The sequence below is a fragment of the Cellulosilyticum sp. ST5 genome (genome assembly GCF_046529625.1).
Classification (GTDB): Bacteria; Bacillota; Clostridia; order Lachnospirales; family Cellulosilyticaceae; genus Cellulosilyticum; species Cellulosilyticum lentocellum.
Map to the genome: position 1 here is coordinate 4563280 of NZ_CP132338.1, position 16100 is coordinate 4579379.

Below are 16100 nucleotides of genomic sequence, written 5' to 3' on the forward strand. Positions count from 1 at the left end.
GGTATATTTAGTTTGTACCTAAATAGGTCTTTTTTTTATGGCAATTTTTAAAAGAGATTTACTCAAGTGGAGGTGTCAACGTGAGAGTACAAATTACTTTAGCTTGCGAAGATTGCAAGCGCAGAAACTACAACATGACTAAGGATAAAAAAACACATCCTGACCGCATGGAAACAAAGAAATACTGCAGATTCTGTAAAACACACACATTACACAAAGAAACTAAAAAATAGTTATGTGTAAAAGTACGCCAGGGAGGAAGTGGATTTATGATAGGGTTTTTTAAAGACTTTATTGCTGAAAGCAAACGAGTTGTATGGCCTAACAAAGAGGAACTTACTAAATTGACCTTAAATGTTTTAGGATTATCTATTATTGTAGCAATTATAATCTATATCATGGACTTTGCTATTAATGGCGGAATTGGAGTTCTTGAGAACTTAATTAAAGGATTATTATAATGGAGGAACGATCTATGGAAAAGGCGAGATGGTATGTAGTTCATACTTTTTCAGGATATGAAAACAAAGTAAAAGCAAATATTGAAAAAGCGATTAAAAATCGTAATATGGAAGAGCTCATCCATGCCGTTGAAGTTCCTTTGCAACAAGAAGTAGAAGAAAAGAATGGTGTTAAAAAGACTGTTCAACGTAAAACATTCCCTGGTTATGTATTAGTTAAGATGGTAATGACTGATGATACTTGGTATGTAGTGAGAAACACTAGAGGAGTTACAGGATTTGTTGGGCCAGACTCTAAACCAGTTAGTCTTTCATTAGAAGAAGTAAAGAACATGGGGATCGAACTTTACGGACCAGCTCCTAAGGTTAAGATAGGAGATGCAGTAACCCTACTTACAGGAGCCTTTGAAAATTCTGAAGGAATTGTTAAAGAAATTCACCAATCTAAAGGTACCATTGTTGTATCAGTAAGCGGATTTGGTAGAGAGTTCCCTGTTGAGATTAGTATGAATCAAGTAGAAATATTTGAGTAGTGCTTCTCAAAAGGAAGCTACACTTAATTAAATGTAGACTTCAATATATGAGTAATCATTAAATTACAAAGCGCGCGAGTGGGAGGGAATTCCCCGCGAATACCACATTTTTTAGGAGGTAACGGTAATGGCAAAAAAAGTTACAGGTATGATTAAATTACAAATTGCAGCTGGTAAGGCAACACCAGCTCCACCAGTTGGTCCAGCACTTGGTCAACACGGTGTAAATATCGTTCAATTTACAAAAGAGTTTAATGAAAGAACAGCTAAAGATGCAGGTCTTATCATTCCAGTAGTAATTACTGTATATGCAGACAGATCTTTCTCTTTCATTACAAAAACTCCACCAGCAGCAGTTCTTTTAAAGAAAGCATGCAAACTTGAGTCTGGTTCTCCAAACTCTATCAAACAAAAAGTTGCAACAATTTCTAAAGAAGAAATTACAAAAATTGCAGAACTTAAAATGCCTGACTTAAACGCAGGTAGCCTTGAAGCAGCTATCAGCATGATCGCTGGTACAGCTCGTTCAATGGGTATCACAGTTCAAGAATAATTATTAATCGGTTTTTAATCAATTTATAAATTAGGCGCGTAAACTTATTTACGTGGGAGGGCACTGCCCCGCTAATACCACAAGGAGGTAAAGTGATGAAAAGAGGAAAAAAATATATTGAAGCTGCTAAATTAGTAGACCGTGCAGCGGTTTATGATCCAGCAGAAGTATTTGAATTAGTAGGAAAAACATCAACTGCTAAATTTGATGAAACAGTTGAAGCTCACATTAAATTAGGTGTAGACAGCCGTCATGCTGATCAACAAGTTCGTGGTGCTATCGTATTACCACATGGTACAGGTAAAACTCAAAGAGTTTTAGTATTCGCTAAAGGTGCAAAAGCTGATGAAGCTTTAGCAGCAGGCGCTGACTTCGTTGGTGGAGAGGATTTAATTCCAAAAATCCAAGGCGAAGGTTGGTTTGAATTTGACGTTGTAGTAGCAACTCCAGATATGATGGGTGTTGTTGGGCGTTTAGGCCGCGTACTTGGACCAAAAGGTTTAATGCCAAACCCTAAAGCTGGTACAGTTACTATGGACGTAACAAAAGCAATCAATGATATCAAAGCAGGTAAAATCGAATACCGTCTTGACAAAACAAACATTATCCACGTTCCAATTGGTAAAGTATCATTTGGTGCTGAAAAATTACAAGACAACTTCCACACATTAATGAGTGCAGTTATAAAAGCAAAACCAGCTGCTGCAAAAGGTCAATACCTTCGTAGCATCTCAGTATCAACTACAATGGGTCCTGGAATCAAAGTAAACCCAATGAAAGCTGATCAATAAGAAATTAAAAATAACAAATAGAAAACTGTCATATGTCTTTAAGTAGATATATGGCAGTTTTTTACAATATATAAATAATAGTGTATAATAAAGTTAATTAGCGAGGATTTTTAATCTTTTTAGCTAACATTAAAATTAAAGATAGAAATAGGTCATAGCAGATAGCAGATAGCAGAAGTAAAAGTAGAGTACTATATGATTAGAATATAATAATATGAGCGGGAATTGACGATATATAATATAAAACATAAAAATTTAGAATGACCAAAAGGAATGATAAACATGAAGGTAGTTATTTTGGCAGGTGGTTTGGGAACTAGAATTAGTGAAGAAAGTCATTTAAAACCAAAGCCAATGATTGAAATAGGAGGAAAACCTATTCTCTGGCATATAATGAAGATGTATAGTGGCTATGGGTTTAATGAATTTATTATTTGTTTGGGATACAAGGGGTATGTGGTTAAAGAGTATTTTGCTAATTATTATTTACATATGTCAGATATAACATATGATTTTAAAAATGGAAATGAGATGACAATACATCAAAATGTAGCAGAACCATGGAGAGTCACTTTAGTAGATACAGGGTTAAATGCACAAACTGGCGCACGATTAAAAAAAGTGCAAAAATACATAGGTGAAGAAGCTTTCATGATGACATATGGGGACGGAGTTTCAGATGTTGATTTAGAGGCTCTTATAGAACACCATAAGAAGTGTAAGAAGCTACTAACTTTAACAGCTGTACAGCCAGAGGGAAGATTTGGTGTATTAGATATTAATGATAACTATGAAGTAGAAAGTTTTAGGGAGAAGGCAAAAGAGGATGGTGGCTGGATTAATGCAGGATTTATGGTATTAGAGCCAGAAGTTTTCGAGTATTTATCAGATGAGGATGAATGTATCTTTGAGCAAATACCATTAAGAAATATTTCTCAAAATAAGCAGTTAAATGCATATAAGCATAGTGGTTTTTGGAAATGCATGGATACCTTAAGAGATAAAAATAATTTGGAGGCTATATGGGAAAGTGGTAATGTACCATGGATAAAATAAATTGATATGGTTGAGAAAGGGATATATAAGATGTTTGATGGAAAGACAGAAAATCAAGCTAAAGAAATGATTCTAGAAATGGTTGGGGAGTATTATAAACATTTTCATGATAAAAATAGCAATTATCAAGTTGGAGACAGAATAGCTTATGCAAAACGTGTATATGATGAAAATGAAATGAAGAATCTAGTGGATGCATCTTTGGATTTTTGGCTCACATCAGGAGAATATACTGAGAAATTTGAGAAAAAATTTGCTGAGTTTTTACATATAAAGTATTGTAGTTTGGTTAATTCGGGCTCAAGTGCTAATTTACTTGCATTTATGACGTTAACCTCACCTTTGTTGGGAGAACGCATGATTAGACGAGGTGATGAAGTAATCACAGTGGCTTGTGGATTTCCAACTACAGTGACGCCCATACTTCAATATGGTGCAGTTCCTGTTTTTGTAGATGTAACAATACCTCAATACAATATCAATATTGCAAAATTGGAAGAAGCACTTTCAAGTAAAACAAAAGCAGTAATGATTGCACATACTATGGGAAATCCTTTTGACCTTGCAGCAGTGAAAAATTTTTGTGATCAGCACAATTTATGGTTGATAGAAGATAATTGTGATGCATTAGGAAGTAGGTATGCATTAAATGGGAAGGAGTATTATACAGGAACTATTGGAGATATAGGTACTTCTAGTTTCTATCCACCTCATCATATGACAATGGGAGAAGGTGGTGCTGTTTATACAAACAACCCATTGTTAAATAAAATAATTCGTTCCTTAAGAGACTGGGGAAGAGATTGCATTTGTGCTTCGGGTCAAGATAATCTATGTAAGCATAGATTTGATAAGCAGTATGGACAATTACCTATGGGTTATGATCATAAATACGTTTATAGCCATTTTGGATATAATCTCAAGGCTACAGATATGCAAGCAGCTATTGGGTGTGCACAGTTAGACAAGATACAAGTTTTCATTGAGAAAAGGCAACATAATTTTGAATATCTTAGAAAAGGTTTAGAGCATCTTGAAACGCGATTAATATTACCTGTAGCGTGTGAAAATAGTCAACCGAGCTGGTTTGGATTTCTGCTTACTTGTAAGTCAGGGGTAGATAGAAATAGGGTTGTGCAGTATTTAGAGGATAAGGGGATACAGACTAGAACACTGTTTGCAGGGAATTTAATCAAACATCCATGTTTTGATCATGTTCGTGAAGCAGAAGGCGGATATCGTATTGTAGGAAGTTTAAGTAATACTAACTATATTATGGAAAATAGCTTTTGGATAGGCGTATATCCAGGTATGACTATTGAAATGATGGATTATATGCAAGAAGCAATATGTAAAGTGGTAGAGTAAGTAGTAGGTAGTATATTATTCGAAAGTAGGAAGGAAGTAAGAAGTTATATGTTTAAAGGAAAGAGAATTTTAGTTACAGGCGGGACAGGCTCTTTTGGTCAAAAATTTACAAGAAGATTATTGGATGAATATGAATTCGAAAGGCTTATTATTTTTTCTAGAGACGAGTTCAAACAATATACAATGAAAAATGAACTTATTAAAGAATATGGTGAAGAAAAAATAAAAAAATTAAGATTTTTTATCGGAGACGTAAAAGATAAAGATAGATTACAGCGAGCTTTTTATGCTGTGGATTACGTGATTCATGCAGCAGCTATGAAGCATGTGCCTATATGCGAATATAACCCATTTGAAGCTATTAAAACTAATATTCATGGAGCGCAAAATGTAATAGATGCTGCCCTTGATCAAAAAGTAAAAAAGGTTGTTGCATTATCTACAGATAAAGCAGTAAATCCTATTAATTTATATGGGGGAACCAAACTAGTATCGGATAAGTTATTTGTGGCAGCTAATGCATATACAGCGTCTAAGGAAACGGTGTTTTCAATAGTGAGATATGGAAATGTGGCAGGAAGTAGAGGTTCGGTAATTCCTTTATTCAAAAAAATAATAAATGAAGGAGTTAAATCTCTTCCAATTACGGATATGAGAATGACTAGGTTTTGGATTACATTGGATGAAGGGGTGGATTTAGTCATTAAAGCTTTAAAGGATTCTAAAGGTGGAGAAACTTACATTTCTAAAATTCCTTCTTTTAATATTACGGATTTAGCTAGGGCTATAGGAGGGGAAGAGATTGAGTTAGAAGAAATAGGTATACGTGAAGGAGAGAAGCTTCATGAAATAATGGTTACAACAGATGATTCTAGTCATACATATGAATATGAAAAGCACTATATTATATATCCGCAATATGATTGGTGGAATGTAGAAGATTATTATGAAGTAGGTGGTAAAATTGTTCAGCCAGGGTTTGAATATAATTCAGGAACCAATAAAGAATGGTTATCAGTAGAAGAATTAAAACAATTACTTGAGCAATTATAGTTTTAAAGGGGAAGTAGAGTTTAATCCAAGGATAAATAAAAAATATAAAAAGTAAGGAAGTAGTTAAATGAAAGTTTCTGATTATGTAGCAGAGTTTATTGTTAAACTTGGAGTTAAAGATATATTTTTAATTTCGGGTGGAGGAATGATGCATTTATTAGATTCAGTAGGAAAGAATAATAATCTAAACTTGGTTTGCAATTTAAATGAACAAGCTAGTTCTATATGTGCAGATAGCTATGCTCAGTATACTAATAATATAGGAGTTTGTATGTTGACTACAGGACCTGGAGGGACGAATGCAGTTACTGGAATAGCTGCTTCTTATTTAGATTCAGTACCTGTATTAGCAATATCAGGACAATGCAAGACAGCAGACTTTGCCTCCTTAAGAAATGTAAGACAATTTGGAGCACAAGAAGTAGATATTGTATCTATTGTAAAACCTATTACTAAATATGCTGTAAAAATTACCAATAAAGAAGAAGTACGTTATCACTTAGAAAAGGCTGTATATTTAGCGAGAACTGGGCGTAAAGGGCCGGTTTGGTTGGATATTCCGTTGGATATTCAAGCAGCTCAAATTGAGCCAGAAAAATTGGAAGGGTTTAATCCTCTTGAAGAAGATTTATCAATGATAAAGGAAGATTTAGTTTCAGCCATAAGCAGAATATATGAGCTATTAATGAATTCTAAAAGACCAGTTATATTAATTGGCGGAGGAGTAGTGAGCGCTGGGGCACAAGAAGAAATTAAAAGATTAGTAAAAAAACTGCATATTCCTGTTTTAGCTACATGGAGAGCTAAAGATATGTTTGCAGAAGATAATTTGTTGTATTTTGGGGCACCAGGTATTCCTACCACTAGATATTCTAACTATGTATTACAAAATAGCGATTTATTGATTATTATCGGAACGAGATTAAACCCAGTATTAACTGCATATGACGAACCTCATTTTGGTTTTCAAGCTAAAAAAGTAATTATAGACATTGATGAAAACGAAATTAATAAATTAAATATGGAGTTTATAGAAAAAGTTTGTACTGATGCAAGGCTGTTTATAAGTAAAATGTTAGAAAGATGTGACGAATATTCTTTGCCAGAATATACAACTTGGATCAATTTCTGTCAGCAAATGAAACAAAAATATCCATTACTAGAAGAAAAACAACCGGTGGACAATGAGGGGTTAACTGATGGATATTATTTTATGAATAAATTATCAGAGTATTGTAATGAAAAGGACGTAATTATTGGAGCTTCTTCTGGAAGAGCTTGTGGTATTTCTCATATGGCATTTGAACTAAAAGAAGGACAAAGGTTTATGGCATCACTTGGATTGGGATCTATGGGCTTTGTTGTACCAGCTGCTATTGGGGGGTGTTTAGCTAGTGGTAAAAGACGAACTATCGCATTAGAGGGTGATGGAAGTTTACAACATAATATTCAAGAATTACAACTTATTAAAAATTATGATTTGCCAATAAAATTATTCATACTTTCAAATAGCGGTTATGCCTCTATCTATATGATGCAAAAGAATAATTTTAAAAGTCAATTTGCTGCTTGTGATGCTCAAACCTATGTAAGTTTTCCGAAAGTAGAAGATATAGCTAAAACATATGAGCTGAATTATTATTGCATAGAAAACAATGAAGATGTTGAACGTGTGCTATCGAAAGTAATGAGTGATTCAAAACCTATATTATGTGAGATAAAGGCATCTATTTATTTTGATGAAATTCCTAAGTCTATGACTGTAGCTCATCCAAATGGAACATTTTCTTCTTCTAAATTAGAAAATTTATATCCTTTTTTATCGGAAGAGGAGCTGAGAGAAAATATGCCGCAATGGGAGAATGATAAATGAAACGCATTTTACTAACTGGAGGAAATGGGTTTATTGGAAGAAATATTAAAGAACAATTAGGTAAGGAGTATGACCTAGTAGCTCCTTCTAGTGAGGAATTAGACTTATTAGATATTGATTCAGTAGGGCAATATATAAGGCAATATAAAATCACAGATATTATTCACACTGCTGTATATAATCAGAGAAGAAGAGATGTTAATCCAAGAATGGATTTAAGTTGTAATCTTAAGATGTTTTATAATTTGATTGAGTATGCAGGTGAAATAGATAAGGTCATTTATTTTGGCTCAGGAGCCGAATATGATAAAAGATATCCTATACAGAATTTTAAAGAAGAAGATTTTGGAAGAAGGGTTCCGAACTTAAATGACTATTCACTAAGTAAGTACATAATGAATTTAGAGACTAGAAAATCTAGCAATATTTATAATCTAAGATTATTTGGCGTATATGGCAAATATGAAAATCATAAAGCGTGTTTTCCTTCTCATTTGTGTTTATCTGCATTAAAGGGAAAAACACTCACTATAAGACAGAATTGTATATTTGACTTCTTATATGTGGATGATTTGATAACACCAGTTAAATGGGTTTTAGAAAATAAACCACAATATCAAGATTATAACGTGTGCACAGCCTCTCCGATAGAATTATCAAAAATGGCAGAAATTATTAAAGTTATTTCTGGGAAACAAATAGAAGTAGCCTGTTTAATGGAGGGGATGAATTTTGAGTATACAGGAGATAATAAACGTCTTAATAAAGAAATAGAATGGCGGCTTACACCTATAGAATGTGGACTGGAAAAGCTTTTTGAATATTATAAAGGAAGGCAAGTACTATGGAGAGAATAGAAAAAAGAAACTGTCCAATATGCGATCATTATAATAATGAAATTTTATTTAGTCAGGAATTTGTTGACATAAAAGAAGTGACATTTTTAAGGGGATATGAAGTAGTTGTATGTAACAATTGTGGCTTTTTATATGCAGATGATATTCCGGGGCAAAAAGAGTTTGATTTATATTATAAAAATTGTTCAAAATATGAAGTTAAAGCAGATGAGTTAACAGACAGTCAAATTTCAAGGTTTCAAGCTTCATTAAATTTTATTGAAGAGTGCATTAATAATGAAGAGATAAATTTTGAAAAATTTAGAATAGTTGATATTGGATGTGCCACAGGCGATTTTTTAAGATTTTTAAAGGGAAAAGGCTATCAAGATTTAAATGGAATAGATCCATCACCTCTTTGTGTCAAACTAATGAAAGATAATCATATTAATGCTAAGCAAGCAACCATTAATGAATTAGAGGAACATGAAAAGTATGATTTTATTAGACTTAATGCTGTTTTAGAACATGTAGTAGATTTAAATTATTCAATTACTCAATTAAAAAAAATATTAAATAAGGGAGGATACTTATATTTATCAGTTCCCAATGTACAAGGATTTAAAGAGTTAGTGAATTGCCCTTTTCAAGAATTTAGTGTAGAACATATTAATTATTTTTCAAAGAATTCATTAAGTAATTTGATGAGAAAACATGGATTCACTTTAATTGATTATCAAATCAATCATAATAAACTATATAGTGAGTTAGAAACAATATTTAGATATGATGATGATGTAACCAAGAAAAATGAGAAAATAGTAGATGATCAAGAAGCAATAGAGAGTATTAAGGAGTATATTGTTCGAAATTATAGATTAGAGCGAGAGGTAAATGAAAAAATAAAGAGTAGGATACAAGAACAAGAGCCTATTATTGTTTGGGGAGTAGGGACTCACACATTAAGACAGCTTGCAAAAGGACAGTTGAGAAAATGTAATATAAAACTATTTGTAGATAGTAATTTGCATTACCAAAATAAGCAATATAATGGAATACCTATTATCTCGCCGGAACAATTATATGAGTATAATTATAAAATTTTAATATCATCCTATTATGGTCAAGATTCAATAGTAGATTATATAAATAAGGTGCTGAAATTAAATAATGAAATAGTTACACTTTATAATGTAGAGAACTAAGGAGAAAATAATATTGAATACAGAAATTAGAAATTTAATTCAATGGCAAGAAAAATTTCCAATGGGATTTAAAGAAATTGCAGTAGATATTACCGGCTTTTGTAATGCAAAGTGTAAATATTGTCCATCAGGTAATGATTTATCTCATAGAGGAGAATTTATTGATATACAAAAATATAAATCTATATTAAAGAAGCTGATAGAATATAAAATGCTAACGCTGAATACTAATTTTCATATATATGCATTAGGAGAGCCATTATTGCATCCTAATTTAAATAGCATATTAAGTGTTAATAGAGAGATGGATATAAAAACAGATATTAGTACAAATGCAAGTGTTATTCCTAATATTAATCAAGAAAATATTGCATATATAAAAAGAGTATTAATTTCTATGCCTGGTTTTTCACAGGATTCATATAATAGAATCCATGGATTTAATTTTGAAAAGATCAAGTCAAATATTTTGGCATTGAGAGAAAAGCTAAAGACTGTTCCATTCGATATGACATATCATATTTATCAATTTAATCAAAACGAAATTGAGGATGCCAGGAAATTCTGCGATAAATATGATATTAGATTTGCACCAAATTATGCAGTTTTATTTGATAAGAACAAATGCAGAGAATATGTAAATAGTCAAATTCCATATGAGGAATTTAAACAGATGTCAAAAGAATTACTATTAAATGTATTAGATGAACAGATCAAGGCATCACCAAGAGATTATTGTGATTTTAGAGAAAAATTCTTATCAATTAATGTAGATGGAAACGTTAGAGTATGTAATTGTTTTAGTAAAGAATATGAAAAAAATATTATTTGTGGAAATATATTAGAGGACAATGTAGACGATATCTTAAATAAAAAATATCATTTTACGTATTGTAATGAGTGTATAAAGTTAGGGTTAACTTTAGGAGAAGGTTATGATTGCAAAGTATTTCCAGATTATTATTTTGACTTATTAAAGGAAAATGAGTATTATAAAAACTACTTGAAAGATGAAGAGCTTACAGAAGCCATGGATAAGATTGCTTTTATGCATCAAGTTCGTAAATGGGAAAGCTATCACTATTCTAATGAACAACTGGATGAGTTAATAGAATTAATGAATCAACTTAATTTAAATGAGTATGAAGTCAAAAATATAATTACGCAATACGGTAGATTTAGGCATGCTACATATGAAAAATTAAGTAATATATTGAATAAGTAGATTTGTAAAGTAGATGAAAGTAGTTGGATTAAAAGATAATATCTAGCTACTTTCATGTTTTATACAAGGAAATTAATATTTATGGTACATATTCAGGTAAGATATAGTACTAGGAACGAAAGAGGTATTGAGATGCAAAAATTAGCTATTTTAGGCGGAAGTCCTATAAGAGAAAAGCCTATTTATTATGGAAAACAGTATATTGATGAAGACGATATAATGGCGGTAGTAGAGACTTTAAAACAACCATTAATAACCTCAGGTCCTAAAATTGATGAAGTTGAAGAAAAAATATGTGAAATAACAGGTGCTAAATATGCAGTGGTAGTAGCAAATGGAACTGCGGCACTTCATATCGCTTGTATGTCATTGGGAATAGGTGAGGGCGATGAAGTTATTACGACACCATTAACGTTTGTAGCTTCTGCTAATTCTATATTATACTGTGGAGCGAAAGTAGTTTTTGCTGATGTAAATCCTTATACATATAATATTTGTGTAGAAGATATTAAAAGAAAAATAACTTCAAGGACAAAGGCAATAATTGCAGTAGACTTTACTGGACAAGCAGCAGAATTAGATAAGATAAGAGAAATTTGCAAACAAAATAATCTGTATTTTATAGAAGATGCAGCCCACGCAATAGGTACAAGATATGATGGAGCGGCTGTTGGAAGTATAGCTGATGTAACTTGTTTTAGTTTTCATCCTGTAAAAACTGTAACATCAGGAGAAGGGGGAGCTGTTACTACTAATGACATTGATATATATAGGAAATTAAAATTGCTCACAGGACATGGGATTACTCGTGATCAAGAAATGATGATAGAGGAACCACATGGTAGTTGGTATTATGAGCAAATAGCATTAGGGTTTAATTATAGAATGACGGACTTTCAAGCTGCATTACTTATAAGTCAATTAAATAAATTAAGCGAATTTTCTTCTAAAAGAAAGCAAATAATTCAATGTTATAACAATGCCTTTAAGGACATAGATGAGATTATATTACAAAAAAATCATCCTAAATCTGATACGACTCCACATTTATATATCATTCAGCTAGATTTAGATAAGTTAAATTGTACACGAAAAGAATTTTTTGATGCAATGAAGGCTGAGGGAATTAATTGTCAAATTCATTATATTCCTGTATATTATCATCCTTATTATAGTAAGCTGGGATATAAAAAAGGAATTTGTAGTAATGCAGAAAAAGTATATGAAAGAATCATGAGTATTCCACTGTATTACGAGATGAAAGATGAAGATATAAATGACGTAGTAGATGCGGTGAAAAAGATAGTAGAATGGTATAGAAAGTAAGTTAGAATGGTATTAGGAGGAATGATATGAGACTATGGGATAAAATTTCAAGGGGAGAAGTATATTTTATTGCAGAAATGAGTGCAAATCATGGTGGTAAGTTAGAAAATGCTTTAGAAATTGTACAGGCTGCTAAGGAAGCTGGTGCAGATTGTCTCAAAATACAAACCTATACAGCGGATACCATGACAATCAATAGCACCACAAAGTGGTTTAAGATAAAAGGTGGCTTATGGGATGGATATAATTTATATCAATTATATGAAGATGCATATACGCCATGGGAGTGGCAGCGTGCTATAAAAGAAAAATGTGATGAATTAGAAATAGATTTTATTTCTACACCCTTTGATGTAACTGCTGTAGATTTTTTAGAAGGACTAGAGTGTGAAGCTTATAAAATTGCAAGTTTTGAACTTGTAGACATTCCTCTTATTGAATATGTAGCTAGCAAAGGCAAACCTATAATTATTTCCTGTGGTATGGGAAGTGTTGAGGAAATACAGGATGCAGTAGAGGCATGCAAGCGTATGGGAAATGAAATGGTTATTTTGTTAAAGTGTTGTAGTTCATATCCTGCTGATTGGAAAGATATGAATTTATCTACTATCCAAGATATGAAAAACAGGTTTGGAGTATCAATAGGACTTTCAGATCATAGTATGGGAAGTTTAGCTGCCGTTGTAGGAGCGAGTCAAGGAGCGTGTGTGGTAGAAAAGCATTTTTGTTTATCTAGAGAAATTAAAACATGTGACAGTGAATTTTCAATGGAACCTGAGGAATTTGCGACTATGATTAAAGAAGTAAATGCTGCAAAAGCAATTATAGGGGAAGTGTCATACGACTTGAATTCAAATGAAAAGCAGTCTATGGTGTTTCGTAGATCCTTATTTGTGGTAAAGGATATAAAAAAAGGAGAGCCGTTTACTACTGAAAATATTAAAGTAATAAGGCCGGGATATGGTATTCTGCCTAAGTATAGAGAGTCAGTACTCAATATGAAGGCTAAAAAGAATATTATGGCAGGCACCCCTTTAACCTTTGAATTATGTGAAGAAGAAAGTATAGTTTTTCTTACTAATAATGAAAATACCACAATGTTGTATGAATGGTTGTGTAACAGAGAAGAATACGTTATTCACTTTAAAGAAAAAATCTCATTGGAAATTATTAAGGCTATTAAACCTAAATTTATTATTAGTTTTAACTATAAACATATTATAGATGAAGATATTATAGAGTATATGGGGAATAGAATTATTAATTTACATATTTCGTATTTACCATATAATCGTGGTTGGGCGCCAAATTATTTTAGTTTTATTGAGGATACACCTAAAGGTGTTACTATACATAGAGTAGACAAAGGATTAGATACCGGAGAAATTTTGTGTCAGAAAGAAATGTTTTTTGATGAAGGTAAAGAGACATTTAGCACAAGTTATAATAAATTAATAGATGAAATATGTGAATTATTTAAGGAAAATTGGAATGATATAAAATGTAATAAAATAGAAGGGATTCCACAACCCAAGAAGGGAACTTATCATACAAAAAAGCAGTTACAGGAGATATATGACAAATCCCCCTTTTCTTGGCATGAAATTGTAGCTGATTATAAGAAGAGAGGTATACAGGCAGAAAAAGAATGTTAGAAGGTGAAAGATTGATTGCTTTTAGAGTTGATGGTAACGATAAGATATGTTCAGGGCACGTTATGCGTTGTCTAGCTATAGCAAAGGCATTAAATAATAAAAAGCAACAGTGCATATTTATAATTGCAGACGGTATAATGAAAGAAATAATTGAGAAAAATGGATTTGATGTTATTTGTTTAGATACACAGTGGGATAATATGGAAGATGAGATTTCTGTCTTAATTCCTAAGTTAGAGAAAATAAAGCCGAAGCTCATTATAGTTGATAGTTATTATGTTACTCAAAAATATATGAATGATATTAAAGAGACTGTAAAACTTGCATACATTGATGATATAAATGCCTTTGAATATAGGTGTGACCTATTAATTAATTATAGTATTTATGGGAATGAAATGAAATATACAGGAGTAGAGAAAGAAAAACAATTAATTGGATGCAAGTATGTTCCATTAAGAAGTGAATTTCAGGATGTTGGAAAAAGGAAAATAAAAGATGAAGTAAAAGATATTTTGATATCTACGGGGGGGGCAGATATATATGGTATAGGACCTCGATTAGTAGATTCATTAATAGAAATAGCAAATAGAAATAATATAGTTATACATATAGTTTCTGGAAGTTTAAATAGTCAAAGAGAAATGTTAAGAAGGCAGTCAAGAAAATATAATAATTTAATAGTACATGAGAATGTTACAGAAATGTGTAAACTCATGTGCAAGTGTGATATGGCCATTTCTGCCAGTGGAAGTACATTGTATGAGTTATGTGCTACGGGTATGCCTACTATTTCATATTTTTTTGCAGATAATCAGATTTATAATAGTATGGCTTTTGAAAAGAATAATATTATTCCTACAGCAGGAGATTGGAGAGAAAATGCAGAACAAGTCATATATAATATAATAAATTTTACAGAAGATATGATTAATAACAGACACAAAAGAATAGCGTTATCTGAAAAAATGCAAACAATAGTAGATGGAAAAGGTGCACAAAGATTAGCAGATTATATAGTACGGTATATAGAATAAAATATTGGGATACTTCTAATGGAATTAAGAGGGTGTGATAATTAATGCAAGGATTTAATAATGTTTATAGGGGAAAGAAGGTTTTGGTAACAGGACATACGGGATTTAAAGGGGCATGGCTTAGTATGTGGCTTAATGAATTAGGTGCTCAAGTAATCGGATACAGTATTGATGAAGGATCACCTGAGGGAAATTTTAAAATGGCTAGTTTGGCTGATAAGGTAGTAGATATTCGTGGTGATATTAGGGATAAGAAAAAATTAGAGGAAGTTTTTAAAAAGTATGAACCAGAATATGTATTTCACCTAGCTGCACAACCTCTTGTTAGAGAATCATACGAAAAACCTATTGATACATATGAAGTTAATTTAATGGGGACGATTAATATACTTGAGTGTATAAGAGCCTCTAGTAACACGAAAGTAGGCATATTTGTTACAACTGATAAATGTTATGAAAATAAAGAACAGCTTTGGGGATATAAAGAAATAGACACATTAGGAGGGTATGATCCTTATAGCTCTTCCAAAGCTGCTTGTGAAATTGCAATTAATTCATGGCGTCAATCTTTTATGAATCCGAATGAATATAGAGAACATCAAAAGGCAATTGCGTCTGTAAGAGCTGGAAACGTGATTGGGGGAGGAGACTGGGCAAAAGATAGGATTGTGCCAGATTGTATAAGAGCAATTGAGCATAATAAGGTAATTAATATCAGGAATCCAAAAGCTTTAAGACCGTGGCAATATGTGTTGGAACCCTTGAGTGGGTATTTATTATTAGGACAAAAACTAACTGAGGATCCTATTAATTATAGTGAAGCATGGAATTTTGGGCCGAATATTGATTCGATGAAGAATGTGTGGGAAATTGCAAGTAAAATAATAGTGAAATATGGTCAGGGAAAATTAAATAATATTTCAAATGCTAGACACTTACACGAAGCAAATATATTAAATTTAGATATTAGTAAGGCTAGGTTTAAATTAAATTGGGCCCCTAAATTAGATATTGATAAAACAATAGAGTTAACAGTGACATGGTATAAAAAATATAAGGTTGCTGAGGTTTATGAAATGTGTATAGAGCAAATCTATCAGTATATAAATATGTAATACTTTTGTTAAT

Annotated in this window: 16 protein-coding genes; all 16 read left to right on the forward strand. The window is 32.0% G+C overall.

From position 1 onward, the window contains the following. Positions 1 to 80 precede the first annotated feature (80 nt). The 16 genes from rpmG to rfbG all read left to right on the forward strand — a co-directional run bounded on the left by rpmG (position 81) and on the right by rfbG (position 16087). Positions 81 to 233, forward strand: a complete 153-nt coding sequence (gene rpmG / locus QTL86_RS21780; RefSeq protein ID WP_083801311.1) for a 50S ribosomal protein L33 — start codon at positions 81 to 83, stop codon at positions 231 to 233. Positions 234 to 269: 36 nt separating this feature from the next. Beyond that, positions 270 to 461: a preprotein translocase subunit SecE gene (gene secE / locus QTL86_RS21785; protein WP_013658526.1), complete on the forward strand. Its 192-nt coding sequence runs from the start codon at positions 270 to 272 to the stop codon at positions 459 to 461. A gap of 14 nt (positions 462 to 475) precedes the next feature. Next, entirely contained in the window at positions 476 to 994 is a 519-nt protein-coding gene (nusG, locus tag QTL86_RS21790; protein WP_013658525.1) for a transcription termination/antitermination protein NusG, read from the forward strand. Positions 995 to 1121: 127 nt separating this feature from the next. After that, positions 1122 to 1547 carry a 50S ribosomal protein L11 gene (gene rplK, locus QTL86_RS21795; protein WP_013658524.1) on the forward strand — a complete coding sequence of 142 codons (426 nt, stop codon included), beginning with the start codon at positions 1122 to 1124 and terminating at the stop codon, positions 1545 to 1547. Between the two features lie 95 nt (positions 1548 to 1642). Next, a complete protein-coding gene (gene rplA, locus QTL86_RS21800) occupies positions 1643 to 2338 on the forward strand; it encodes a 50S ribosomal protein L1 (protein ID WP_013658523.1) in 696 nt (231 codons plus the stop codon). Positions 2339 to 2620: 282 nt separating this feature from the next. After that, on the forward strand, positions 2621 to 3394 hold the full coding sequence (gene rfbF / locus QTL86_RS21805; protein WP_127067861.1) for a glucose-1-phosphate cytidylyltransferase: 774 nt from the start codon (positions 2621 to 2623) through the stop codon (positions 3392 to 3394). 30 nt (positions 3395 to 3424) lie between these two features. Then, positions 3425 to 4762, forward strand: coding sequence for a lipopolysaccharide biosynthesis protein RfbH (rfbH, locus tag QTL86_RS21810; protein ID WP_127067860.1), 1338 nt, complete (start codon positions 3425 to 3427; stop codon positions 4760 to 4762). A 48-nt stretch (positions 4763 to 4810) separates the two neighbouring features. Next, on the forward strand, positions 4811 to 5815 hold the full coding sequence (gene pseB / locus QTL86_RS21815) for a UDP-N-acetylglucosamine 4,6-dehydratase (inverting) (RefSeq protein WP_127067859.1): 1005 nt from the start codon (positions 4811 to 4813) through the stop codon (positions 5813 to 5815). 67 nt (positions 5816 to 5882) lie between these two features. Next, on the forward strand, positions 5883 to 7688 hold the full coding sequence (locus QTL86_RS21820; protein ID WP_127067858.1) for a thiamine pyrophosphate-binding protein: 1806 nt from the start codon (positions 5883 to 5885) through the stop codon (positions 7686 to 7688). Further along, positions 7685 to 8545 carry an NAD-dependent epimerase/dehydratase family protein gene (locus tag QTL86_RS21825; protein ID WP_410496037.1) on the forward strand — a complete coding sequence of 287 codons (861 nt, stop codon included), beginning with the start codon at positions 7685 to 7687 and terminating at the stop codon, positions 8543 to 8545. Before QTL86_RS21820 ends, QTL86_RS21825 begins: the two co-directional genes overlap by 4 nt. Next, on the forward strand, positions 8533 to 9729 hold the full coding sequence (locus QTL86_RS21830; RefSeq protein ID WP_410496038.1) for a class I SAM-dependent methyltransferase: 1197 nt from the start codon (positions 8533 to 8535) through the stop codon (positions 9727 to 9729). Before QTL86_RS21825 ends, QTL86_RS21830 begins: the two co-directional genes overlap by 13 nt. A 13-nt stretch (positions 9730 to 9742) precedes the next feature. After that, positions 9743 to 10954 carry a radical SAM protein gene (locus tag QTL86_RS21835; protein ID WP_410496039.1) on the forward strand — a complete coding sequence of 404 codons (1212 nt, stop codon included), beginning with the start codon at positions 9743 to 9745 and terminating at the stop codon, positions 10952 to 10954. Positions 10955 to 11086: 132 nt separating this feature from the next. After that, on the forward strand, positions 11087 to 12280 hold the full coding sequence (gene pseC / locus QTL86_RS21840; protein ID WP_127067854.1) for a UDP-4-amino-4,6-dideoxy-N-acetyl-beta-L-altrosamine transaminase: 1194 nt from the start codon (positions 11087 to 11089) through the stop codon (positions 12278 to 12280). Positions 12281 to 12306: 26 nt separating this feature from the next. Beyond that, positions 12307 to 13935 (forward strand): pseudaminic acid synthase, encoded by a 1629-nt coding sequence (pseI, locus tag QTL86_RS21845; protein WP_410496040.1) that lies wholly within the window; start codon positions 12307 to 12309, stop codon positions 13933 to 13935. Continuing rightward, the gene (gene pseG, locus QTL86_RS21850; protein WP_127067852.1) at positions 13929 to 14972 is read left to right on the forward strand and encodes a UDP-2,4-diacetamido-2,4,6-trideoxy-beta-L-altropyranose hydrolase; all 1044 of its coding nucleotides are present in this window, start codon (positions 13929 to 13931) and stop codon (positions 14970 to 14972) included. Before pseI ends, pseG begins: the two co-directional genes overlap by 7 nt. Positions 14973 to 15016: 44 nt before the next feature. Next, positions 15017 to 16087, forward strand: a complete 1071-nt coding sequence (rfbG, locus tag QTL86_RS21855; protein WP_127067851.1) for a CDP-glucose 4,6-dehydratase — start codon at positions 15017 to 15019, stop codon at positions 16085 to 16087. The last annotated feature ends 13 nt before the right edge of the window (positions 16088 to 16100 follow it).